The following is a 23637-nucleotide window of genomic DNA, read 5'->3' as shown; positions in this document are numbered from 1 at the left end:
TTTTGACGGAAAAATTTTAAAGCAGCAATTAGCAGTAAAAACAAACTTACGGTTGTTTTTAATTCCTTTACGTTGCAATCCAAAACGCCCAGAGGCATTAATGACACGCACATAGCGTCCGAAATATTTTTTTTCTAAGGGTTTCTAAAATTTCGAGGAAAGATAAATTTTTCGTCCAAGAAAATTGTTTGTATATATCTTTCATGAGGGGATCGAATAAATCAGAACGCTTAAAGTAAGCGGCTTTTAAGAAATTGAAAAATCTTGATCTGATAATTTTTCGAGTTTTTCTGCTAATGTGCTATAAAAAATAGCTATAGCAGCACGTTGATACCGAATGTCACGACTCTGCGAAGTATAGGTACGTCGATTATCCCAATCCACACACACCATATTGAATGGGGTAGGAAACCATCAAAAATAACGCCTACTAATGCTGGACTAGATAAATTCCTTCTAAAGCTCGTATTTTTGCTTCCTGATTAACTTCAAGTCTAACTTCCAATGCTTAAAGCAGCAGATACTATATCTGAAAAAGCGATTACTAATTTAGTCCATTCATATCGACAAAGAATACCAACCCGCTTATAGAAAGTGCGGACAGAAATTTTTCAACAATATCGGACATGATAAAACCAAAAAAATAATATCCCCAAAAACGGAACCCAGGTGTTTTGGCACAGAGCGCTATCGAATTATTTGCATAAATCTGCTCATAGGAATCTTCATTAGCAGAGATATAACAAATTATGAAACTTATCTTGGCTATTCCAAAGCATACAATTCCAATAAAAGGATGTTGGATTAGCCGATGAAGGATCGCGCCATCAAATAATTTAAGAAATCCCTGTGGTGCAAACAGTTGCTCGAGGAGTGTCAGGTCATGGGAAATCCCCCCTGTAATGGGTATGGGTGCGAGAATTATTCTTTAAAAATGGCATGAAAAATTTAAGAAATTTGTTTATTTCCTCTCCTACAATTCCTCCATTGGTCATGGCAGGAACAGCAGAGGATAATTTATTAAGAAGTTCCGCAATAGAAGAATGCAGTAAAATCATATTTAGATCCCAAAAAAATTTCTCTGGGAACAGGCTGCAACCAGAAAACGTCTTCTGCTAAAGTTGGAAGTTGTTCAGAAATATAATAAAGTATGTTGAACGTACTTACTTCTTTAAAGAGAAAATAGAAAACATCTTTTTTTGTAACGCAGTCGCATTTTGCGATTCCCTTGGCATTTGTGATTCCACTTCTTTCAAGGGCTCTAACAATGCCTGTCTGTTTCTCGGACGGGATTTTTTCCCTCAAACATACAGAATATTTTCGATGAGAATTTTCGATGAGACCGGAATAATCAAAGGTTGTTTTGATTACTTCCAGTGCTTGAAAGAAGGTCAATCTCCCTGAGGTGGTGGTGAAGAAGACATAGCCGAGGCCAACTTGTAGGTAATTTATCGTCTTTCAGAGTAAGCCCGATATTTGGTAGGCGATAATCGCACTGGGAGAGTGGAGCTCATTATTTTGATAAATAGAGAAGTATTCTGTTGGTGACGAATCTGTGCGATTATCGATTGATCGAAGTTATCAAGATCGAAAGAAAATTCTTCCGGATGTTCATTTTCTGAAGCGGTTCTTTTAATAGTAGGTTCCACTACTATCCGAGACTCTCGGTCTTCCCGTTTCTGTTTGAATTTCGGGCTCTGCATTTTTTATCGAGACAGAAGGCTCTGCATTAAAGTTCTGAACTATTTTTTTCTAAAGGCATTGCTATTGCAACAGTTCCATTTCTATCTGTCAGCGTATCTAGAGATATGTATAGAAGTGGAAGGCTCTTCTTTGTGGGTATCAGGTTCATCAAATACAATCAGTTCAGAAGTTGCAGTTTTCATTGAGGCTTGCTCAGAAGATTTCTCTAGTGTTTGAGTATCAATCTTTTCTAAGTTTTTTGGGCTGTGGTGGGTGGTATTAATATTAGGATTTTCGGTAGTACGCATGATCTTTCTCGAAGGTTATTATTATTGGTTTGTGAGTACTAGGTCCAATTAATTCTGCCACCGTTAAAAAACTTATCGGAATTATTTGTTGATACGTCACCCGACGTATATTTTAATGGTGACAGAATTAATTAGATAGGGCATGGGGGTATGGTAACGCCTAGATCTTAAAGAAACCTTAAAAATAAAAAGTTTATTTTAAAAGTTTATTTTAAGAGGGTGGATTTTGAGTCATGAGTCCTATATTGCTGGCGCCAGCATATTGCAATAACACCATCATTTGAACGACTTTTCCATAGTCTACTTCCTTATCACCTTTCACATAGATTTCTTGTTTTTGATGATTTTGGTTAGCCAATTGTAAAGCTGCGGCGACTCGAGTAACTAAATCTTGAGTTGTAATTGGCTGAGAGGGTTCTTTTGCAATATTAAGAAAATAACTTCCGTGACTATCAATACTGACAATGATGGGGGCTTCTTGCTGTGGACAAAGTGTTTTCGCAGCGGCTTGCGGAAGCTTGACATTAACGCCTTGTGTTAAAAGCGATGCAGTTATCATAAAAATAACCAATAAAACTAACATGACATCAATGTACGGAACCACATTGATCTCAGCTAATGGTCGCTTGCGCATTTTCTTCCCTTACACTATAAGATTTTCGATGTAATAGAGTTAAAAATTCTTCTTGGAAATTATCATAAGCTTGAGTTATTTGTTCTAACCCGTTGGTAAAGCGATTGTAAGCAATTACAGCGGGTATAGCAGCGAAAAGCCCTGCGGCGGTTGCAATTAAGGCTTCTGAAATTCCAGGAGCTACCATAGAAATAGTAACCTGTTGGACAGCGCCTAAAGCTCGAAACGAGGTCATTATCCCTAACACCGTCCCAAACAATCCTACATAAGGACTGGTTGAACCGACTGTTGCTAAAAAATTCAAATTACGTTCCAAAAAATCTACTGCCCGTCTTTGGGCAATACGCATGGCGCGTTGCGTTCCTTCTAAAATAGCCTCCGGATTGGGATGGGATTCTTGTCGCAAACGAGAGAATTCATTAAATCCAGCGAAAAAAATGCTAGCCGTACTTGAGAGTTTATTCTTTTTTTCTGCGAGTTGATGATATAGCGTAGTTAAATTGGTCCCAGACCAAAAAAGATGTTCAAACTTCTTTATTTCTTTGCGAGTTTGGCGTAATAAGAGAAGCCGTTGAAAAATAATGGCCCATGAAGCAATAGAAGCCAGAAATAAAAGAGAAATTAAGAGTTTAACAACAAAGCTGGCATTACTGATAAAACTCCATAGAGTGAGTTCGTCCATTTTTTTCCTCTCTATTGTATAGATTATCGATTGATTTTACCAGAGATGGTTGAGTAGAACACCTCTTTAACCTTTAGGTTTGCGCTTTGTCTGGGGGTAAGTTTAACACCCATGGGGAGTGGTTCGAGGTATCGAAATAAATTCTTGTTGTTTGTCTTTGGGTATACCCGGCGAAGTGAAACTTCGCCAAAGAACAAGAAGGGTGAGAATACTGCCAATAATAACAAAATAAATAAATAAGCCTCCGTGACTCTGCTTCATGCATGAAGCCAGGCGCTAATAAAGGACCCGTTGTGGGTACCACCAGATACTGTAAGCGAGTAAGAGACCTTGGGTGGCTAGCCACAGTATCTTTGCTGTGCAAAGAGTCTAGGACATAAGTAATGCTCAAAGGATAAATAGTGAACGTCAACCCGCCAAAGAAAAATAATAAAAATTAATAAAATTTAAAGTATAAATAATATAAAGGGTTTGAGATAAAGGGTGTTGTGATTAAGATGCTCAAAACAAGCACTCAGGCGACTACTATTACAATCACTTTACGGAGGTCTAAGACATTTGAAATTTTCCCCATGGGATATTGGAGTAACATTCCGCCAAAAATAGTAGCGCCCATTAAGACCTTAAAATCATTGATACTTTGCACTTGGATGATGTATAACAGGGCAATAAACCGTAGGTAACTCCTAGGATCAATCCTGAACAAAGACATTCAAAAATATCTACTGGCGATATTCGATAAAGTTGAAAAAAGTTTAAAGCAGAAGAAGCTCTTCAAAATGCGCAGGGTGGTGGTAAGTGTGTGTCATTGCTAAAGGAACGACTGATAATGAGGATAGAAAGGGCAGCTATAATGAAAGAAACAAAACGCTTTTTAAATCACCCAGGTGTAATAAAATTGGCCCGGAGAGTGCTTGTGCAGCGTAAAAAAATCATATAGAGAGAAAGGACTTGACCACGGGTACATTGATTACTTTTAACTAAACAACCAACTTTCTTAACTAATAACCAACTTTCTATTAACCAACTTTCTATGGTGATGAAAAGTCCGCTATGCAATAACCATTTAAAAGTCGCAATATTAGCCACCATCTAATATTAGCCACCATCAAAGATTAAGATAAAGTGCTTGAAATAATAGTAATAGCTACTACAGTGAGGCAAAAGTAGCATACGCACGAATATATGCCCCCCGAATATAAAAGTTTCAATGCGAAAAGAACCAATTGCGAAAAGAACCAATAACGAGGTCAGCATAATAGGCAGAGGAAATGGCACCAATCATTAAAGAGGTAGTACCGTCCATCCAAAAAAGAGATAGTGCCATCCAAATGCAAACGCACAGTGACATAAGTTAAGAAAAAATCATTTCCCATTGTAAGAATTGATTAAGCTTAATAACGGAGAAATAACGCTGACGAGAACTGAAACATTCAGTAAATTCCTTGAGTATTCTGTTTTGAAATTTAGTATTAACACACCCGTTCCTTAACGGGCAATGAACTTTGCAGATGATGATTTTTGGTTCTGACCTATTAGGAAAAAATTCTACTGGATAAGAATGGATAAGAGTTTAGGTTAGTCCTCGATGGCTAGTTGTTCTTGCGAAGCGAGAAGGTGAGGCGCGGGTAATTTGAAATGATAGTAGGTTTGTTCCGTAGCGATACGACCTCGAGGTGTACGAAGAATAAAGCCTTCTTGAATTAAATAAGGTTCGATGACGTCTTCGATAGTACCACGTTCCTCACAAATAGCCGCCGCGAGACTCTCGATTCCGACAGGGCCTCCTTGGAATTTTTCAATAATATTGTGAAGTAATTTTCGATCCATCAAATCTAAACCACGAGTATCAACATTTAATAAATCTAGCGCCTCCTTAGCGATATTTTCGGTAATGATTCCGGAAGCTTGGACTTGTGCAAAGTCACGAACTCGCCGAAGCAACCGATTTGCAATACGAGGGGTGCCTCTGGAACGGCGAGCAATTTCTCGGGCACCTTTTTCCTCAATATGCACCCCTAAAATATTGGCTGCTCGACTTACTATGCGAACTAAATCGTCGACGCGGTAAAATTCCAGACGTTGGACAATCCCAAAACGATCACGTAGAGGGGAGGTTAATAGCCCTGTACGCGTAGTGGCGCCCACTAAAGTAAAAGGCGGTAAATCCAATTTAATTGAACGAGCCGCAGGACCTTCGCCAATAATGATATTCAATTGAAAGTCTTCTAACGCTGGATACAACACCTCTTCAACAGCTGGATTTAATCGATGAATTTCGTCAATAAATAACACATCGTGCGGCTCAAGATTCGTAAGTAAAGCCGCTAAATCACCTGCTCTTTCTAACACGGGCCCCGAAGTTTGTTTTAATCCCGCTCGCATTTCATGGGCAATAATATGGGCTAGGGTTGTTTTACCCAATCCCGGGGGACCAAAAATTAAAACATGATCTAACGCTTCCCGCCGTTTAATTGCTGCACGAATAAAGATATTCATTTGTTCCCGTATAGCTAATTGACCGATATAATCATTTAATCGCCGGGGACGAATGGAATGTTCTATTACAGGTACAGGTTCACTCGGCTCCGCAGAGATATCAATTAAGTGATTTTCCATGAGTTATACTCCTGCTACTATTTTTTTTAATGCTTGGCGAATTAAGTCCTCACTCGTTAACTCTGGTTCCTGCACTGCATTGATGGCACGCTTTGCTTCTTTAGGTTTATAGCCTAACGCAATTAAAGCGCTAATAGCATCTTGAGTGGAACTGGCAAGGGGTGCATTAGTTTCGTTATGAGAAATTATATTCAACTGCCAGCTTGTTAAAGCATCTTTTGTTTCAATAATTAAACGTTCCGCCGTTTTTCGGCCAATTCCTGGAATTCTTATTAATTGATGAATATCTTGGTTGATAATACAAGACACAAATTCATCTAGGCCAATACCGGACAATATTGTTAATGCTAATTTCGGCCCAACACCATTTACTTTAATTAACGCGCGAAATAAACGACGGTCACGTTCGTTATGGAAGCCATACAGTGTATGAGCATCTTCGCGAACAACAAGATGAGTATAAAGAACTATTTCTTCACCAATATTGGGGAGGCATTGAAATGTCGATAAAGGTGCTGCGATTTCATAGCCCACTCCGCTCACTTCGAGTAATAAATAAGGATGTTGTTTTTCAAGAATAATTCCTCGAAGCTGTCCAATCATGCATCTCTTCCTTTCTAAACTTATTTATTAACTAACTATGCTTAGTGAATTCGTCTTGGTTAAGAGATTTTTCTGCTCACAAAATCACCCAACTAAGGAAAATTTTTATCAAGCCCGCATTAATTTTTCGGTCAAACAGAAACTGATTGCATGGCATAAAGCAATCGCCAATGCATCAGCCGCATCGGCCGGCGGCGCTTTTTCCAATTGTAACAGCATTCGAATCATATGTTGCACTTGTGCTTTTGTAGCTGCCCCATAGCCTACGACGGCTTGTTTGATTTGACGAGCACTGTATTCAGTGACAGGTAAGGCATAAACCGCAGTAGCTACGAGAGCGGCACCGCGAGCCTGTCCCAGTTTTAAAGCCGATTGATGATTATGAAAAGTGAATACCTGCTCGATAGCGGCTTCGTTGGGTTGATGAGTAGCGATGACGTTACGTAATCCTTCCTCGATTTCTTGGAGTCGATAATTCAAAGATTCGTCCTGTGTTTTAATTTGCCCGAATGTTATACAACCTTGTCGAGAACCTTGCGACCAAATAATTCCGTAGCCGGTAACTCGTGATCCTGGATCGATGCCAATTATAATTCGCTTCGGTTGGGCCATTCCGCTATTCTAACACTTCCTCGGGATAATCCGCGTTAGAATAAACATTTTGGACATCGTCAAGATCTTCTAATATTTCTGTCAATCGCTCCATTTGTTCGGAACTTTTTTTATCCAGTTTAACTTCCGTTGAAGCAAGCACAGTAACTTCAGCATGAGAAGGAATAAGGTTGGCGGCCTTCATGGCTTCACGCGCATTCTCAAAGACTTGAGGACTTGTTAGCACATCGATACTACCATCGTCATTCGTATTTACATCGTCAGCACCAGCCTCCAAAGCGACCTCTATAATTTTTTCTTCATTATTTCCTGGAGCAAAGGTGATGAGTCCTTGTTGTTTGAATAGATAAGAAACGGATCCTTCTACTCCCAAATTACCTCCGCACTTGCTGAAGGCATGGCGCATTTCAGCCACTGTACGATTTCGGTTATCAGTTAAACAATCCACCATTACAGCTACACCGCGAGACCCATACCCTTCATAGCGGACTTCGATTAAATTATCGGCAGCTCCTGCTCCTGCACCACGTTTAATAGCCCGATTGATGGTATCTTTCGGCATGTTAGCATTAAATGCTTTATCGACTACGGCGCGCAATCGAGGGTTAGAATTTATATCTTCGCCTCCCAAACGGGCAGCTACAGTAATTTCGCGAATCAGTTTAGTAAAAACTTTGCCGCGTTTGGTGTCCTGGAGAGCTTTCGCGTGCTTAATATTAGCCCATTTACTATGTCCAGCCATGATTCACCTATTTTCTATTATTTTCTATGTTTGCTTACTTTGAAGCCTAAAGTTTCTAATTGTTGAATTTCAACAGGAGCAGGGGCATTTGTTAAAGGACAGTGCGCCGTTTGGGTTTTCGGAAAAGCAATTACATCCCGAATGTAGGAAGCTCCGGTCATGGTGGCTACCAGGCGATCTAATCCAAAGGCAATGCCTCCAATAGGCGGACACCCAAATTGCAATGCCATAAGTAAGTGTCCGAATTGGATTTCGGCTACTTCTTTTGAAATACCCAGAATTTTTAATATCGTGTACTGCATGTCAATGTCGTTAATACGAATGGACCCACCCCCAATTTCGCTTCCATTAAGGACCATATCGTAAGCGTGTGAGAGCGACGCCCCAGGGTCAGCGATCACTTTTGCGGGATCTGTTTCTTGGGGAGCCGTGAAAGGATGATGTAACACTTGCCAATCTCCTGCGCCTTCTCGTTCAAACATCGGAAAGTCCACAACCCATAACGGCTTCCATTGTCCTACATATAAATTGCGATCGGTACATAATTGGTCGCGCAAAGCTCCAAGCGATTCGTTGACAATTTTTGCTTTATCGGCGCCAAAAAATATCAGATCGCCATTTTGTGCTTGAGTGCGATGTAGAAGCTCGGAAATGATTTGGTCCGGTAGAAGTTTCAGGATCGAGGATTGAAGCTCTTCACGCCCGTGGTCGATACTTCCCGCTTTCATGTATGCTAGCCCTTTAGCGCCGTAGATACGTACAAATCGTGTGTAATCGTCAATTGCTTTTCGTGTTAATTTGGCACCTTTCGGTAAGCATAAAGCAACTATGCGCCCCTGAGGATCATTGGCTGGCTCTTTAAAGACTTTAAATTCGACAGTTTTCATCAGATCGGTCACGTCGACAAATTTCAAAGGATTACGAAGATCAGGCCTGTCTGTACCGTAGTTTTTAATTGCTTCCACATAAGTCATACGTGGAAAAGGATTGGGTAAATCCACATTTAAAAAAGTGGAAAATAAATAACGGATCAAATTTTCCATCAGATCCTGAATATCTTTCTCTTTCACAAAGGCCATTTCCAAATCGAGCTGAGTGAATTCGGGCTGGCGATCGGCTCGGAGATCTTCATCGCGGAAGCAGCGAACGATTTGGTAATATCGATCAAAACCCGCCACCATCAAAATTTCTTTAAAAATTTGCGGCGATTGGGGCAAGGCAAAGAAATAGCCGTGGTGAGTTCGACTGGGAACGAGATAATCACGGGCCCCTTCTGGGGTAGATTTAGTTAACATGGGGGTTTCTATGTCCAAAAACCCACGTTCATCCAAAAAGCGACGAATTTCCCGAATGATGTAGGAGCGCATTTTGAGGCGGTGAGCCATCTCAGGTCGTCGCAAATCGAGATATCGGTATTTCAACCGCACTTCTTCGCTTATTTCTTGGTATTCATCGATATTAAAGGGCAATGGTTTGGATTTATTTAATAGAGTTAGATGCGTTGCCGCTATTTCAACTTCGCCAGAAGTGATATTTGGATTAGCCGTTCCTTCCGGCCGTTGTCGGACGCTACCTTTAACGCTGATGACATATTCATTTCGCAGACTTTCGGCAGTCTTAAAGGCGAAAGGGCTGACTGGATCACAAACAACTTGAACGAGTCCTTCTCGGTCGCGTAAATCGATAAAAATTAAATCACCGTGATTTCGACGACCCTGAACCCAGCCTGCAAGAGTAATAGTTTGTCCAATCAATGCGGAATTAATTTTATTGGTGTAATGCGTGCGCATATTTTTCTCGGCTAAAACGACAAGCAACTTTGAATAGTAGCGGGAGTTATAGGACGGATCAAGAGAGATTGCTAGGAAACAATAATCCGGCGAGTGCTGTTTCACGTTTGCCGGAATTCACAAGGCCATAGTGGGTCGCTACTAGAGGATCGTAGTTCTAATTTCTGGTTTTGAACCTGTTTGATATACCAATTTGTGATAGAGGACACCCCTTGGATCAAGAAAACATATAGGCTAATAAAACCATACTAGTATAAAGATGAAAATTGCCATTCCCAATAGCTCTCGCATAGAGGTGGATCATAGCGCCAATTATTAATGGAATGGTAGCAACAACAAAAAAGACATAAACGATTAACATCAGAAAAAGTACCTTAAACTAAGAATGCTTAGTGATTTAAAAAGAATTTATATTAAAGCTTCCGCTGGGGGGTATGGTTTTTTATCCACGATTAAGAGAATAGCTAAAATAGTAAACACGTAAACTAGAATAGAAACCGCTCCAGCAAGTAAATAAAGCCACACGGCGTAACGCGACCATCGGCATTAGAAATCACTAGAAATCACTGGAAGATAGAAAATATAATTTAAGATGGTAGCAAAAAATGTAATTAAAGCCATTCCAATCATGACTTGGAGGGTTTGAAATATTGATATCCACGCTCTTATAGCAGCGTTAATTTTCTCCCCTCGAGCTCGTTAACCGCAGTCGTCACCGCACCAGCAAAGAAGGGTGTGATGACGATGCTATTTTAAGACTGTAATGCACCGAAGGTGTTTCGGGGTTGATTCGGAATATTTCAATGACTATTATTTGAATAATAAGAGAAGCGATGCTGATTAAAATCGTAATAGCCCGAATTAGCCATTTACTTCCGTTGACAAGTCGCCATCCTTCATTCAGAATGTCGTTAATTGAAAAACATTTGGCTTTGGGTAAGCTTTCCATAATGTTCTCCTTTCGTTTAGATAAAGCCATTCCTTGACAAGGCTTCAATTATAGCAAATTATAGCAAATGATATGATTATAAATTGGGCGATGGTGGCTTGATGGTTGGCGTAACGACGCCCAGCGAAATAATCATTTGGAACGCTTCTTCAATCGAAATATTGAGATCAATAACGTCTTTCTGAGAAGCCAACATTAGAAAGCCCGATGTTGGGTTGGGAGTCGTGGGCACGAAAACTGCTAGGATGTCTTTTTCCTCTAAAGGCATTTCCTTAAAATCGTTAGCGGTCACAAAACCCACGCTCCAGGTGCCTCGACGTGGAAATTCGACTAATACCACTTTTCGAAAAGATTGACCTTTGGGTTGAACAAAAGCATGGGTAACTTGTTTTACTGCTATGTAAATACTGCGAACGAGAGGGATACGGGCTAGTATTTTCTCCCACCAACTAATAAATTGACGACCAATAAAGTTAGTAACTAATAAACCTGTCAGTAAGATAATTATTAAGGTGAAAATTAACCCGAGACCTGGGAAGTCATGGCCAAATAATTGTTCAGGTTGGTAACGATGAGGTAGAAGGCGTAAAGTGCTGTCTAAAAGATCAACTAGGAAACGAATAACAATAAACGTTACCCAAATGGGTAGCCAAACGAGTAAGCCTGCAATTAAGTAACGTCGGATAAATGGTTTTCCTTTCATCTATTTTGTCTTTTTTAGTCTCTTGTGGCTTTTCTTTTGTTGTTGCCTTCTAGTGCTTTTGATTTTCCTTTGTCGTGAAAATCGGTGACATACCGGCCTTCTGCCCCTTTAAGCTAAAAATCAGTGGGATAAACCAAACATTTCAAAGCTTGTTCATAACAAGCATGACATTCAGTCACGAAGGGGTCGGTAATTTTTTGTAAGATCTTAGTCCGTTCTGCGCAATTTTGACATTGATATTCCTAGATCGGCATAGGATTTTACCATTTTAGTATGTCTCTATTTTAACTATATTTTAAAAGACAATTCTAGCAGAAATAAGTGTGGTAGAAACTCCCTAGAGTTAAAGATCGCAGGTGCTCCTGAACTTCTTCCAGAGGCTTGTCATCAAAGGTGTTGTAATTCGAAGATGAGCCTGAGTGCAGTGACGCTTGATCAGAGGATGGAAAGAAAGAACAGGAATTCCAAAAAACCTTATACCTGTTGCTTTTCCCCAACTGAATTAAAATATTTTTTCCGCATCAAGGCTCTGGGCCAATAAAAATGATTGCAGCCCGAAGTTAAAGCAAAAAGGCTCCAAGCAAGATCGGCAAGTGATCTTTGATGTTACCTTTGCTGAAATGAGCAGTTGCAGATGCTATCCCTACGAAAGTCATCAATACCATGGATAGGGTATCCATGAAAATTTCAAACTTTAGAATTTTTTATGTGAGAAAGGGGAGTGCGGGCTTTCGACAGCACCTCCAGCCTTTTTTAAATTTTCTTAAGCAATTTTGCGTTCGAATTCTTCATGATTAGAGACAACCTGAGTGAAGGAAATAATTCCAAGATCGATAAACATTAAAAAATAAGCAAAATAAAATAATATAAAGGTTGGATATCTCTGGGTGAAGGGTATCAAAGGTGTAGAACAAACTTTCTCATCACTTAATTGACATAAAATTTCCCATAATTGGTTCATCGAACCAATTAATTACGAAAAATAATTGTGTAAGTGTAAAAGTTCCAATTCTGGATAGACTGGGAATGAGATATTTCTATATAAATTTAATAATCTGTGAACAAGAGGGTAAAATAAATAATGTTTTTCGATATGTTATTCCATATAAAAATGCTTGCTTCAAATTTTCTCTTTTCTTGGATAAATTTACGTTTAAATCTCGTATAAGCATTAGCGCCTGACAGACCAAAAGCAAGAGTTTCAAGAACGCATAAAGCGCCTAGTGAATAATTTTTACTGTTTCCCAAATAGTACTCAAGGACGTGATTAATCGCTAAAATGCTACCAGGTATTTTATAGAAGAAAAGAAGAAATTTGAAATAAATAATTTTTTAAAATTCCTTTATCAACTTCATAAACATTAGTTAGTTTAAAATCAAGATTAGAAATTTTTGGCTTGGTTTCATAAAAAATTGTATTAATTTTTCCTACAGAATTTTGAAATCGGTAATTTTCAGGATAAAATTCGTCACTATCCATTGAATTTTAACATTATAAATTGTAATTGGAAAGAATTCTTTCCAAACCTTATTTCATAAGATCTTTCATAAGATTATGGTTTTCTTTATTTGATTGAAATTCAAGCCATTCCGTTCGAAATTCTAACTTAGAAGATAATGAAAATACTTTTGTAAACATTCGTATAATAGCCTATCAGATTAATTTGTTCATAATCCGATATATTTATTATTTCTTGGAAAGGGATATTGGAAAGGGACAGTGGAACGTATTTTTTATACAATCGCTTTCAAAAAGTTCATTGTATCCTTCTAGCAATAAAGTCAACCCCACTTCATTATTGATACCTTTTGTTCTAAGATTAAACTAATGTAATTCTAGATCAATCTTTAGAATGAGGATTTTTATAGTTAAATCAATTTCAAAAATTTTTCCATTTTTTTGTTCGAATGGAAAATAAACTTTGGTATATATTTAGGATTTATTTCTATAAGTTTTTAACAATCTTCAAAATAAGGAAAAAATCGCTTTTCGCCTAATATATTCATCTTAAAAATTTAATTCATTTATCGTTTGAAATTGAAAGATTTTTATATCTAATTCCTTTTATGAAGAAAAAGTAATTAGAGCACAATTCTATTAATGTGTTAACTGATTCCGATACTCTTCTGAAAAGTTCACTTCCTTAGATTCAAACTTATTTTTTTAAAAGTTGAGATTAAATTTTAGACTTTTTCAACATTAAGTTTTAATAATTCTACTTTTTTCCAAAAAGATATTACCTTTAAATCAATAAATACTATCTAGAGCTAATTTAATATCCAGAAGATTCGGTCGAATATTAAATAAAAATCTGAATAATCCTGAATATTTTATTGTTTTTTTGATTAAGATGGTAGGAATTTTACTAAATCTATACTTCATGGAAGTATCTCATTTTTTATCTTTTAATTTTTTAAGTTTTTTTATTTCTTTTTTCTTATTTGAATTTTCTTCCAGAAGTAATTCTGTTTTTGTAGAGTAATTAAAATGACTTTTCCTTTTAGGAGTTCTTCTTTATTTTTATTGAAATTAGAATTATAATATTTGTATATCGATAAATTAAATTATTATAAAATTACTCTTTTTAAATCAGTTTTATCGAACCAAATTTCTATTACTGCCTGTCTTGAAATTTGATTTCTATTTAAAGGGCACTTTATTATCTCATCAAAAATATCTTATCAAAAATCTCTTTTAACGAGCTTCCTAATATAGCCAAATCAGCTAAGAGAATATTTTTCAAATTGTAAAGCGAAGGAATAATCTGAAATTGGAGGCCAGATTGTATTTTCTCTGATTTGACTTGGTTGGAATATTGAATATCTAAATGGACATTATATCCACGTAATTTTCAGTAGGCATTGAAGCGTACCAGTCCGTTAATGGAAGAAAGGATAGTTAGTTAATTAATAAAAAATTTTTGTAATTTCTCTAAAGTATTTCTCTTCAAGGACAAATAATTTTCTTGAGATATTAATTGATCAAAGAAAATAATCATTTTTCAATTATTAGATTTAGACGCTGAGGTTCTTGGAGATCATTTACACATTTCATCAAAAAAGTCAGAATTTCTGAAAATTCCAACTTTCTACGATGATGATTTCTACGATGATACGAAAGGCTATTATTTTTTTTTAAAAAATATTAAAAATAGCTGGAGTTTTAGGGTGTCTTAAACAGATTTGATATTCATCTTTCAGAAGTTCATTTTCAACGTTTTTAAAATGGATGCTTTTATAAAAGGATAATAAGTTCAGGCCAATATAAGTCGGGATTTTTCTTTTAATCTTGTTCCAATCTTCCTTTGAGAGCATTATAAAATTTTAAAGAACTATAATCGAAAGTTTCCATAATTATGTCAAGATAGATGTTGGAAGTTTCGATTTTAACTTTCTGATGAAAAGATAAGGTGGGTGAAAGATTATCTAATAGTTAGAAAATAGGTCTGAATTACCTAAACGGATCGCCCAATAAATAAAAGGACCATCCCCTTTTTCTGTGGTAATTATTTCATCAATGCAATAAGTGACCGCTTGCAATTGGGACGATGTTAAATTTTCAAGTGCTATTCTTGCGCATTGAGTGATATCCTTTCTATTTGCCATACCTACTTCCATAGTGCAGATTTGCGTAAGAAGCAGGAATTTTTTCATAACCTGATGTACAGATAAGTTTCGTAAAAATCTTTCAGGCTTTTGTTGTAATTTATTTAATTCAAGTTTTATTATTTCTGGTGTTATGTCCAAATTTTTAATAGAAGGAATAGCTAATTCCATGATTTCATATTAAATCTTTAAAAGATTTAAATTATCCTAACTCAATTTTTTAACTTTAGTTGTGGAAGGGAAGTATTATCGGAATAAAGATTAAGATAATATTAAAATAATTTCATCTCTACGCGTGACAAAATAAAAATACCCGTTTTGTTTCTGTGCGCGGCTGGACAATTTTGCCGTCCCGCGGACAAATCGTGGAAGAACAACAATGGTTCGTTTTTAAAAATTATTTTAATTTGATAAAACCAAAATAGGCTGCAAGAAGCAACCTTGTTTTAAACGTGAGTGGTTTTCTAAAATTTTTTTATTCATCCCATCTTAGCGTACCGCCAGATTGGTATTCAATCACGCGAGTTTCAAAAAGTTCTTTTCTTTTTTAAGATCCATCATTTCACTCATCCAAGGAAAAGTATTTTTAGCGCCAGGAAATTGTTCGGATAAGCCAATTTGAGCAAAACGACGATTAGCAATGTATTGCAGATAGTTTTTAAATATTTCGGCGTTTAATCCCAAGATGCCTCGTGGCATGGTGTCTTTAGCGTACTGATATTCAAGCTCTACTCCCTCGAAAATCATTTTAGTGACTTCTTCTTGAAAATCTTTCGTCCATAAATGAGGATTCTCGATCTTAATTTGATTAATCACATCAATACCAAAATTTACATGCATCGATTCATCGCGTAAAATATATTGAAATTGCTCCGAGGTGCCAGTCATTTTACCGCGTCGCCCCATGGCGAGAATTTGGGTAAAACCTACATAGAAGAAAATTCCTTCGAAAATTACATAAAATGCAATTAAATCTCGCAATAAACGCTGATCAGCTTCTGGAGTTCCAGTTTTAAAAGCAGGATCTGCAAGACTTTGGGTGAAAGGTAGTGCACACGCGGCTTTTTTAGCGACTGCGGGCAATTCCCGATACATATTAAAAATTTCCGCCTCATCTAATCCTAGACTTTCAATGATGTATTGATAAGCATGTGTATGTAAGGCTTCTTCGAATGCTTGACGCAATATATATTGACGACATTCAGGATTGGTGATATGCCGATATATTGCCAATACCAAATTATTGGCCACTAAAGAATCTGCCGTTGAGAAGAAGCCAAGACTTCGCTTCACAATCATTCGTTCGTCCGCGGTTAGCCCATAAGGATCTTTCCATAAGGCAATATCTGCCGTCATATTAATCTCATTAGGCATCCAATGGTTAGCACAGCCGGATAAATATTTTTGCCATGCCCACTTGTATTTGAAGGGAACTAATTGATTAAGATCAGCGCGGCAATTAATAATTTTTTTATCGTCAACTTGGATCCGTGCAGCTCCCATTTCAAGCTGTTCTAATCCTGTTGCCCCACTATGAGGGGCGCTAGCACTGCTCCCTGATTCCCTGCCGCCACCCTCTTCATCTTCCAGGTTGGAGTTGTTCTCTAAAGTGGCTACTCGTTTATTCTGAACCGATTTTTCTGAAGTATTGCTCAAGGGGTCTGGATCATGATAATCGCCCCAATCGAGTAGGCTACTGGTTTCTTGGTAGTTTGACATCTTTCTTCTCCTTCTTACATTCTTAGAAAAAGGGAATTGTGGGGCGCTAGCATTGTCGTTCTTTCCCCACGAATTCCTGCTCTCGCAAAAATAACTGATTGGGATTCACTTTTTATTGGCAGGCCTCGCAATCGGGATTATCGATTGAACAGGCATTCGGAGCAGTTTGATCTGTGACTGCATTCAGTGTTGCATCATGAATGGTCGCCTTTTCTATTCCGGTCGCTCCCATGCTGCGTAGATAATAGGTTGTTTTCAAACCACTTATCCAGGCCATACGATAAAGAACATCGAGTTTTTACCCGACGGTTCTGCCATATATAAGGTAAGTGATTGTGCTTGATCAATCCATTTTTGTCGCCGCGATGCTGCTTCAACTAGCCATTGCGGTTCCACTTCGAACGCCGTTGCATATAACTTCTTAAGTTCCGAAGGAATTCGATCTATTTTTTGCACACTACCATTATAATATTTGAGGTCATGCACCATAACGTTATCCCATAAATGGCGACTTTTAAGTTCTTTGACCAAATAGGGATTTATGACCGTAAACTCGCCCGACAAATTCGATTTAACAAATAAGTTCTGATAAGTGGGCTCAATGGATTGAGAAATTCCACAAATATTGGAAATCGTTGCTGTGGGTGCAATTGCCATAACATTGGAATTGCGCATTCCATAAGCCTTGACTTCCTGACGTAATTGATCCCAATTTAACGTCTGATGAGTATTTTGTTCCAAATATTTACCACGATTCTTCTTCAACAATTGAATAGAGTCGATTGGTAAAATACCCTGACTCCACAAGGAGCCTGCGAAAGTTTCATAGGCGCCGCGTTCCTTAGCTAATTCCACCGAGGCTTGGATAGCATAATAGCTAATTATTTCCATGCTTTGATCTGCAAATTGTACGGCCGCTTCAGAAGTATAAGGAATCTTTTGTATGTACAAGGCATCTTGGAAGCCCATCAAACCCAGGCCGATAGGTCTATGTTTAAGATTAGAATTACGCACTTGTGGCACGCTGTAGTAATTAATATCGATGACATTATCCAACATCCTAATTGCCGTTTTGATAGTGCGAATCAATTTCTCGACGTCTAATTTGCCTTCTTTTATATGATTGACGAGATTAATACTGCCCAAGTTACAAACAGCAATTTCATCTATCGAGGTATTCAAAGTTATTTCTGTACATAAATTGGAACTATGAATAACGCCGACATGTTGTTGGGGCGAGCGTAAATTGCAGGCATCTTTGAACGTCACCCAAGGATGGCCGGTTTCAAAAAGCATACTAAGAATCTTGCGCCATAATGAAACAGCGGAAATGTTTTTTGCACGAATTTCACCTCGACGAGCTTTTTCTTCATATTCGACATACACCTTTTCAAAAGATTCACCAAATTTATCATGTAAGTCCGGCACCTCATCGGGGGAAAACAAAGTCCAAGACTCATTTTCAAAGACTCGCTTCATAAATAAATCCGGAATCCAATTGGCTGTATTCATGTCGTGAGTGCGGCGACGGTCATCACCTGTGTTTTTGCGTAAGTCCAAAAATTCTTCAATATCCATATGCCAGGTTTCTAAATAAGCACAAACAGCACCTTTGCGTTTTCCTCCTTGATTCACGGCAATAGCAGTAGCGTCAGCCACATTTAAAAAAGGAACAACTCCCAATGATTTTCCGTTAGTGCCTTTGATATAAGCGCCCATTGAACGTACCGAGGTCCAATCATTACCTAAACCGCCAGCATATTTGGATAATAAAGCGTTATCTTTAAGAGCGTTGTAAATACCTTCTAAGCTGTCGGGTACGGTAGTTAAAAAACAGCTAGAAAGCTGAGGGAAGGGCGTTCCTGAATTAAATAATGTCGGTGTTGAACTCATAAAATCAAAAGAGGAAAGAACATTATAGAATTCAATTGCCCATTTGGTGCGGTCTTTTCCTTCCGATTGAGCTAATCCCATTGCTACACGCATAAAGAAAACTTGAGGTAGTTCGATACGCACTTGATGATGATGAATTAGATAACGATCATACAGTGTTTGCAAACTCAAGTAGGTGAATTGCTGATCGCATTCAGGCTTTAAAACTTGGCCCAAGCGATTTAAATCGAAGTTATTGAGATTAGGATCTAAATGCTCTGTCTCGATTCCTTTTTGAATAAAAGTTTTAAAGGCTTCAGTATAATAGTGTGTAATTTCTTCATGCATTAAATCATGAGCTATGTTTAAACCATTTAGCGCTTCGCTATAGAGATCGTGTAAGAGCAATCGTGCAGTGACATAGGTGTAATTTGGTTCATTTTCCACAAGCGTCCGCGCCGTCATCACTAACGCTTTATAAATGTCTTTCAAAGCAACGCCATCAAACAGATTATCCTTTGTTTCTTGTAAAATTTTCTTGGCATCTACGTCTTCTAGATCACTGCAAGCTAAATGGACGATGCGAGTTAGCCACATATCGTCCAAAGAAACTTTGGCACCATCGTCGAGTGTTATGCGAATGCCTCTTTCTAGAGGGGGGTGTTTTTTGTTCTTCTCGTTGTTTGCGACGTTCTTCTCGGTATAAGACGTAGGCACGGGCTACTTTATGTAGCCCCTCATACATCAGTGCGAGCTCTACTTTGTCTTGAATTGCCTCAATATGGATGGTACCCCCGGATGGCCAGCGCTTTTGGAACATGGCGGTAATCTGCTCGGTAAGTCGGGTAACGATTTCTTGAACTCGACTGGAATTTTGAACCGATTTTCCTTCTATGGCCAAGAAGGCTTTTTTCATTGCGATAGCAACACGACTGACATCGTATTTCACGACCCTCCCATCGCGCTTCATTACGCGTAATTGACCAGGCTGAACAGTGTCTAATGGAATGGTAGATTGAAAATCAAGAGCCGGTTGGTTGTTTTGGTTTGTGTTTATTTCCATGAGGTCTCCTGGCCGATAATAAATAGAGTTTGTACACGGTTAATATTGATTGGGAATAAATTTTTTGATCTCTGGATTGGCAGCTCACCGAATTGGTTCTTCCTTTGAATCCACAATGTATGAGTATTTTCTTCCTTATTATATAAAAGATAATGTGTTTTAGTGTGAATTGCAAGTAGAGTAACATGAGCGAAAACTGTGGATAAAATACAGAACTCAAAATAGCTGCGGCTTGGAAGTGGAGGTGTTATGTATAAATTTTTCTTGCAAAAAAAGTGATGGAAAGTCGTTAGCAAGGGAACAATGAGTTAAGATGGTGTAGTGGATCAAGCAGTTATTAACAAACGTGGATTTCGATTGAGTGTTGGAATGGTTCTGGTAAACCAGCAGGGGAAAGTATTTTGGGGCCGCCGGGTAGGAGATTTAAATGCTTGGCAATTTCCTCAAGGAGGTTTTTTACCTAATGAAACGCCGTATGAAGCCATGATCCGAGAGCTGAAGGAAGAAATAGGTTTGACGGTTAGCGAAGTTATTTACGTGGCTGAAACCCGGCGTTGGTATCGCTACCGGTTATCCGCACGATTTCGTCGTTATGAAAATGGCAGGGCTTTATGCATTGGCCAGCGGCAAAAATGGTTTTTGTTGCGTTTGGTAAGCGATGATGCCTGCATATCTCTAACTCATTTATCGCAACCGGAATTTGACCAGTGGTGTTGGGTGGAATATTGGTATCCCATTAATCACGTGGTGAAATTTAAACGCGGGATTTATCGTAAGGTTTTGAAAGAATTTTTCGAGTTTGTTCAACCATGATGTTAAAAATTCTTGGCCAGATTACTCAAGAAGTAAATGCTGCTCCGAATTTGGAAGAAGCCTTGACGCTTGTTGTTAAACGATTGTGTGAAGATTTACCAGCTGATGCTTGTAGTATTTTTATTTGTGATGATGTGCACGGAGAGTACGTTTTAATGGCCACCCAAGGGTTAAACAGCAAACAAGTTAGCAAAGCACGTCTCAAATTTGGGGAAGGATTAATTGGGTTAATTGGCGAGCGGGAAGAACCTATTAATTTGGCAGATGCGCCTCTTCATCCCAGTTTTAAGTGCTGCCCTGAATTAAGTGAGGACGAATACCATGGTTTTTTAGGAATTCCCATTATTGAACAAGGCGAATTGCTGGGTTTATTAACGGTCCAGCAGCGTGAGAGTCGCCCTTTTTCTGAAGAAGAAGAGGCTTTTTGTGTCACTGTGGCGATTCACTTAGCCGCCGAAATTGCTCATGCTCGCGCTAAAAGAGCATTGGAGGAACTAGGAGCTCAAAAACGGCGTCGGAAAAAAATAGAAACAGTTTTATTTGGTGTACCAGGCTCTTCAGGTGTGGCTATTGGAACCGCTATGATTGTATACCCGCCAGCAGATTTGGACTCGGTTCCTGATCAAGAAATTACAGATATTGAAATAGAAATTTCTGATTTTGAGACCGCTCTTGCTGCAGCGCGCGATGAAATCTACCGCCTACAAGTGCGAGCCAAAAATTCTCTCAGTGTAGCAGAAAATGCGTTATTCGATGCTTATCTTCAATTGCTTGATAGTCGAACTTTCATTAATGAAGTTATTGCTGAAATTAAAGGAGGACAATGGGCACAAGGGGCCTTAAAACGCGTTATTAAAAAACACGTGCTTCATTTTGAAGCTTTGGAGGATCCTTATTTACGAGAACGGGCTTCTGATTTTCGAGATTTGGGGCGCCGCGTTTTGAGTCATTTACAATTTAGCAAACAAGAAGAATTGGAATATCCCAAAAATACGATCTTGGTGAGCGATGAAGTGACACCAGCCTCTCTGATGGAGGTCCCTCGCGATCGTTTAAAAGGTGTGATATCTGGGACGGGATCGAATAACTCTCATGTCGCTATTTTAGCGCGCGCCTTAGGACTTCCAGCTGTGATGGGGGTGCGCGGAACTCCGCTTTTTAAATTATCTTCAAAAGAACTTATTGTAGATGGTTATAATGGTCAAATTTATTTGTCTCCCTCGGCTGAGATTAAAAAAGAATTTAAAGCACTGGCTCAAGAAGAACAGCAACTCGATGAAGAATTAAAAGCATTGCGTGACTTGCCTGCCGAAACAATCGATTGTCATGCATTAGCCCTTTACGTTAACACAGGTTTGGCTATCGAGGGAGGGCTTTCGCTAAGCGTGGGTGCTGAAGGAGTAGGATTATATCGTACCGAAATGCCCTTTATGATTCGTGATCGATTTCCTAGTGAAGAAGAACAACGTATTATGTATCGGCAATTGTTAAATACGTTTGCTCCTCGTCCAGTCATCATGCGCACATTAGACATTGGGGGCGACAAAACCTTATCTTATTTCACTGTGGAAGAAGATAATCCTTTTCTTGGATGGCGAGGTATTCGAGTCACCTTGGATCATCCGGAAATTTTCTTACAACAAGTTCGTGCTATGTTGCACGCTAGCGAGGGGTTAAATAATTTATCCTTATTATTGCCGATGATTACTTCCGTAAGGGAAGTAGAAACGGCTATTCGTATGATCAATCAAGCGTACGAAGAATTAATTGAAGAAAATGTGAAAATTGAATTGCCGGCAATTGGATTAATGCTGGAGGTACCAGCAACGGTTTACCAAGCTTCTGAATTAGCAAAACGAGTGGATTTTCTTTCTGTTGGAAGTAATGATTTAATTCAATATTTATTAGCCGTCGATCGCAATAATCCGCGGGTAGCAAATCTTTATGATGGCCTGCATCCCGCCGTTTTGCAAGCTCTAAAAATTGTGGTAAAAGCAGGGCATAAAACAGGAAAGCCGGTTAGTATTTGTGGAGAAATGGCAGGTGATCCCCTGGCCGTAGTTTTATTGTTGGCAATGGGATTTGATATGTTGAGTATGAACGCTCGAATATTACCGCGCGTGAAATGGGTTATTCGTAATTTCTCATTAGAGAAAGCCAAAGAATTATTAGAAGAAGTTTTAAAAATGGATGATCCCAAAGATATTCGTCTTCATATGGAAAATGCTCTGGAGGAAGCAGGTTTGGGCGGTCTAATTCGTGCGGGAAGGTAAAAAATACTGAGCTTTCTCAGATTATTTCTGTTTGAATTCCCTGCAATAAGTCATAGGTTTAAGGAGTTTATAATGCTTCATTATCCAAATATTAATCCAATAGCCTTCAAATTAGGGCCGATTAAAGTGCATTGGTATGGACTCATGTATTTAGTGGGATTTATATCTGCTTGGGGGCTAGCCTTATATCGCGTTCGTCAACCCCAGAGAGGGTGGAATCCGGCGCAAGTTGACGATTTAATTTTTTACAGTGCGTTGGGGGTAATTATTGGTGGCCGGTTAGGGTATATGATTTTTTATGATTTTTTTAACTTTATTGTTAACCCGTTGACTATTTTTGAAGTATGGCATGGAGGTATGTCATTTCACGGTGGTCTTATTGGAGTGGGAATAGCTATGTGGCTTTTCAGCCGCCGAACTAAAAAGCAATGGATGTATGTAACCGATTTTGCTGCGCCTTTAGTGCCCTTAGGTTTAGCAGCAGGAAGAATCGGGAATTTCATCAACGATGAATTATGGGGACGGGTCACAACAGCGCCTTGGGGAATGGTCTTCCCAGATGCGGGGCCTTTCCCACGTCATCCCTCACAGCTCTATGAATTCTTTTTAGAAGGAATTTTGCTCTTTATTACTATATGGTGGTTTTCTGCTAAACTTCGACCACGATTTGCGGTAACATCCTTATTCTTACTCTTTTATGGATTATTTCGCTTCACGATGGAATTTTTTCGTCAACCTGATCCGCAATTGGGATATATTGCATTTGGGTGTTTGACTATGGGACAACTTCTATCGTTGCCAATGATTATCAGCGGTGGATTAGGTTTGTGGTGGGCATATCGGCACAGGGAATATTAAAATGATTAAACAATTCGTTCTTATAATTCGTTCTTATTATATTACTTTCATTGGCAGTGATATTTTTTAGAACTGAACTGAGCCATATTTTAGATGGATTAATTTATG

Annotated in this window: 18 protein-coding genes and 3 pseudogenes; 3 read left to right on the top strand and 18 right to left on the bottom strand. The window is 38.6% G+C overall.

Annotation, left to right across the window (positions count from 1 at the left end):
• Positions 1-246 precede the first annotated feature (246 nt).
• The 18 genes and pseudogenes from MRH55_RS07295 to MRH55_RS07210 all read right to left on the bottom strand — a co-directional run bounded on the left by MRH55_RS07295 (position 247) and on the right by MRH55_RS07210 (position 19585).
• The gene (locus MRH55_RS07295; protein ID WP_304985503.1) at positions 247-384 is read right to left on the bottom strand and encodes a hypothetical protein; all 138 of its coding nucleotides are present in this window, start codon (positions 382-384) and stop codon (positions 247-249) included.
• A gap of 636 nt (positions 385-1020) precedes the next feature.
• Positions 1021-1395 carry a hypothetical protein gene (locus tag MRH55_RS07290; RefSeq protein WP_304985502.1) on the bottom strand — a complete coding sequence of 125 codons (375 nt, stop codon included), beginning with the start codon at positions 1393-1395 and terminating at the stop codon, positions 1021-1023.
• A 53-nt stretch (positions 1396-1448) separates the two neighbouring features.
• Positions 1449-1703, bottom strand: coding sequence for a hypothetical protein (locus MRH55_RS07285; RefSeq protein WP_304985501.1), 255 nt, complete (start codon positions 1701-1703; stop codon positions 1449-1451).
• Between the two features lie 81 nt (positions 1704-1784).
• Positions 1785-1991 carry a hypothetical protein gene (locus MRH55_RS07280; RefSeq protein WP_304985500.1) on the bottom strand — a complete coding sequence of 69 codons (207 nt, stop codon included), beginning with the start codon at positions 1989-1991 and terminating at the stop codon, positions 1785-1787.
• Positions 1992-2202: 211 nt separating this feature from the next.
• Positions 2203-2625: a protein TolR gene (gene tolR, locus MRH55_RS07275; RefSeq protein ID WP_304985499.1), complete on the bottom strand. Its 423-nt coding sequence runs from the start codon at positions 2623-2625 to the stop codon at positions 2203-2205.
• On the bottom strand, positions 2603-3307 hold the full coding sequence (tolQ, locus tag MRH55_RS07270; RefSeq protein ID WP_304985498.1) for a protein TolQ: 705 nt from the start codon (positions 3305-3307) through the stop codon (positions 2603-2605). The genes tolR and tolQ overlap by 23 nt, the downstream gene beginning before the upstream one ends.
• 102 nt (positions 3308-3409) lie before the next feature.
• Positions 3410-3568 carry a hypothetical protein gene (locus tag MRH55_RS07265; RefSeq protein ID WP_304985497.1) on the bottom strand — a complete coding sequence of 53 codons (159 nt, stop codon included), beginning with the start codon at positions 3566-3568 and terminating at the stop codon, positions 3410-3412.
• A gap of 1317 nt (positions 3569-4885) precedes the next feature.
• Positions 4886-5926, bottom strand: coding sequence for a Holliday junction branch migration DNA helicase RuvB (ruvB, locus tag MRH55_RS07260; RefSeq protein ID WP_304985496.1), 1041 nt, complete (start codon positions 5924-5926; stop codon positions 4886-4888).
• A gap of 3 nt (positions 5927-5929) precedes the next feature.
• Entirely contained in the window at positions 5930-6529 is a 600-nt protein-coding gene (gene ruvA / locus MRH55_RS07255; RefSeq protein WP_304985495.1) for a Holliday junction branch migration protein RuvA, read from the bottom strand.
• Between the two features lie 108 nt (positions 6530-6637).
• A complete protein-coding gene (gene ruvC / locus MRH55_RS07250; RefSeq protein WP_304985494.1) occupies positions 6638-7141 on the bottom strand; it encodes a crossover junction endodeoxyribonuclease RuvC in 504 nt (167 codons plus the stop codon).
• 4 nt (positions 7142-7145) lie between these two features.
• Complete coding sequence (locus tag MRH55_RS07245) at positions 7146-7883, bottom strand: YebC/PmpR family DNA-binding transcriptional regulator (protein ID WP_304985493.1); 738 nt, start codon at positions 7881-7883, stop codon at positions 7146-7148.
• 17 nt (positions 7884-7900) lie between these two features.
• Positions 7901-9735, bottom strand: a pseudogene (gene aspS, locus MRH55_RS07240) (aspartate--tRNA ligase).
• 155 nt (positions 9736-9890) lie between these two features.
• The gene (locus MRH55_RS07235) at positions 9891-10034 is read right to left on the bottom strand and encodes a hypothetical protein (RefSeq protein WP_304985491.1); all 144 of its coding nucleotides are present in this window, start codon (positions 10032-10034) and stop codon (positions 9891-9893) included.
• Between the two features lie 351 nt (positions 10035-10385).
• Complete coding sequence (locus MRH55_RS07230; RefSeq protein ID WP_304985490.1) at positions 10386-10622, bottom strand: hypothetical protein; 237 nt, start codon at positions 10620-10622, stop codon at positions 10386-10388.
• A 76-nt stretch (positions 10623-10698) separates the two neighbouring features.
• Positions 10699-11325 carry a DUF502 domain-containing protein gene (locus MRH55_RS07225; protein ID WP_304985489.1) on the bottom strand — a complete coding sequence of 209 codons (627 nt, stop codon included), beginning with the start codon at positions 11323-11325 and terminating at the stop codon, positions 10699-10701.
• A 3426-nt stretch (positions 11326-14751) separates the two neighbouring features.
• A complete protein-coding gene (locus MRH55_RS07220; protein ID WP_304985488.1) occupies positions 14752-15102 on the bottom strand; it encodes a hypothetical protein in 351 nt (116 codons plus the stop codon).
• Between the two features lie 304 nt (positions 15103-15406).
• A pseudogene (locus MRH55_RS07215) lies at positions 15407-16521 on the bottom strand (ribonucleotide-diphosphate reductase subunit beta).
• Positions 16522-16762: 241 nt separating this feature from the next.
• Positions 16763-19585: pseudogene (locus tag MRH55_RS07210) on the bottom strand (ribonucleoside-diphosphate reductase subunit alpha).
• Positions 19586-19906: 321 nt separating this feature from the next.
• On the opposite strand from MRH55_RS07210, the gene MRH55_RS07205 reads away from it, so the two are divergent.
• The 3 genes from MRH55_RS07205 (at position 19907) to lgt (ending at position 23529) form a co-directional block, all read left to right on the top strand.
• Complete coding sequence (locus MRH55_RS07205) at positions 19907-20398, top strand: RNA pyrophosphohydrolase (protein WP_304985487.1); 492 nt, start codon at positions 19907-19909, stop codon at positions 20396-20398.
• Positions 20398-22671 carry a phosphoenolpyruvate--protein phosphotransferase gene (gene ptsP / locus MRH55_RS07200; protein WP_304986170.1) on the top strand — a complete coding sequence of 758 codons (2274 nt, stop codon included), beginning with the start codon at positions 20398-20400 and terminating at the stop codon, positions 22669-22671. The genes MRH55_RS07205 and ptsP overlap by 1 nt, the downstream gene beginning before the upstream one ends.
• Positions 22672-22743: 72 nt before the next feature.
• Positions 22744-23529 (top strand): prolipoprotein diacylglyceryl transferase, encoded by a 786-nt coding sequence (lgt, locus tag MRH55_RS07195; RefSeq protein ID WP_304985486.1) that lies wholly within the window; start codon positions 22744-22746, stop codon positions 23527-23529.
• Positions 23530-23637: the final 108 nt, after the last annotated feature.

This window comes from Coxiella-like endosymbiont, from assembly GCF_030643785.1.
GTDB lineage: Bacteria > Pseudomonadota > Gammaproteobacteria > Coxiellales > Coxiellaceae > Coxiella.
Note: the sequence above shows the minus strand (reverse complement) of the source record. Positions and strands in the feature narration are given on the sequence as shown.

What these genes read in the sequence shown, in the direction of transcription:
- MRH55_RS07285 (WP_304985501.1), bottom strand. Translation starts at nt 1,703, where the DNA reads ATGCAGAGCCCGAAATTCAAACAGAAACGGGAAGACCGAGAGTCTCGG.
- MRH55_RS07280 (WP_304985500.1), bottom strand. Translation starts at nt 1,991, where the DNA reads ATGCGTACTACCGAAAATCCTAATATTAATACCACCCACCACAGCCCA.
- tolR (WP_304985499.1), bottom strand. Translation starts at nt 2,625, where the DNA reads ATGCGCAAGCGACCATTAGCTGAGATCAATGTGGTTCCGTACATTGAT.
- tolQ (WP_304985498.1), bottom strand. Translation starts at nt 3,307, where the DNA reads ATGGACGAACTCACTCTATGGAGTTTTATCAGTAATGCCAGCTTTGTT.
- MRH55_RS07265 (WP_304985497.1), bottom strand. Translation starts at nt 3,568, where the DNA reads ATGAAGCAGAGTCACGGAGGCTTATTTATTTATTTTGTTATTATTGGC.
- ruvB (WP_304985496.1), bottom strand. Translation starts at nt 5,926, where the DNA reads ATGGAAAATCACTTAATTGATATCTCTGCGGAGCCGAGTGAACCTGTA.
- ruvA (WP_304985495.1), bottom strand. Translation starts at nt 6,529, where the DNA reads ATGATTGGACAGCTTCGAGGAATTATTCTTGAAAAACAACATCCTTAT.
- ruvC (WP_304985494.1), bottom strand. Translation starts at nt 7,141, where the DNA reads ATGGCCCAACCGAAGCGAATTATAATTGGCATCGATCCAGGATCACGA.
- MRH55_RS07245 (WP_304985493.1), bottom strand. Translation starts at nt 7,883, where the DNA reads ATGGCTGGACATAGTAAATGGGCTAATATTAAGCACGCGAAAGCTCTC.
- MRH55_RS07235 (WP_304985491.1), bottom strand. Translation starts at nt 10,034, where the DNA reads ATGTTAATCGTTTATGTCTTTTTTGTTGTTGCTACCATTCCATTAATA.
- MRH55_RS07230 (WP_304985490.1), bottom strand. Translation starts at nt 10,622, where the DNA reads ATGGAAAGCTTACCCAAAGCCAAATGTTTTTCAATTAACGACATTCTG.
- MRH55_RS07225 (WP_304985489.1), bottom strand. Translation starts at nt 11,325, where the DNA reads ATGAAAGGAAAACCATTTATCCGACGTTACTTAATTGCAGGCTTACTC.
- MRH55_RS07220 (WP_304985488.1), bottom strand. Translation starts at nt 15,102, where the DNA reads ATGGAATTAGCTATTCCTTCTATTAAAAATTTGGACATAACACCAGAA.
- ptsP (WP_304986170.1), top strand. Translation starts at nt 20,398, where the DNA reads ATGTTAAAAATTCTTGGCCAGATTACTCAAGAAGTAAATGCTGCTCCG.
- lgt (WP_304985486.1), top strand. Translation starts at nt 22,744, where the DNA reads ATGCTTCATTATCCAAATATTAATCCAATAGCCTTCAAATTAGGGCCG.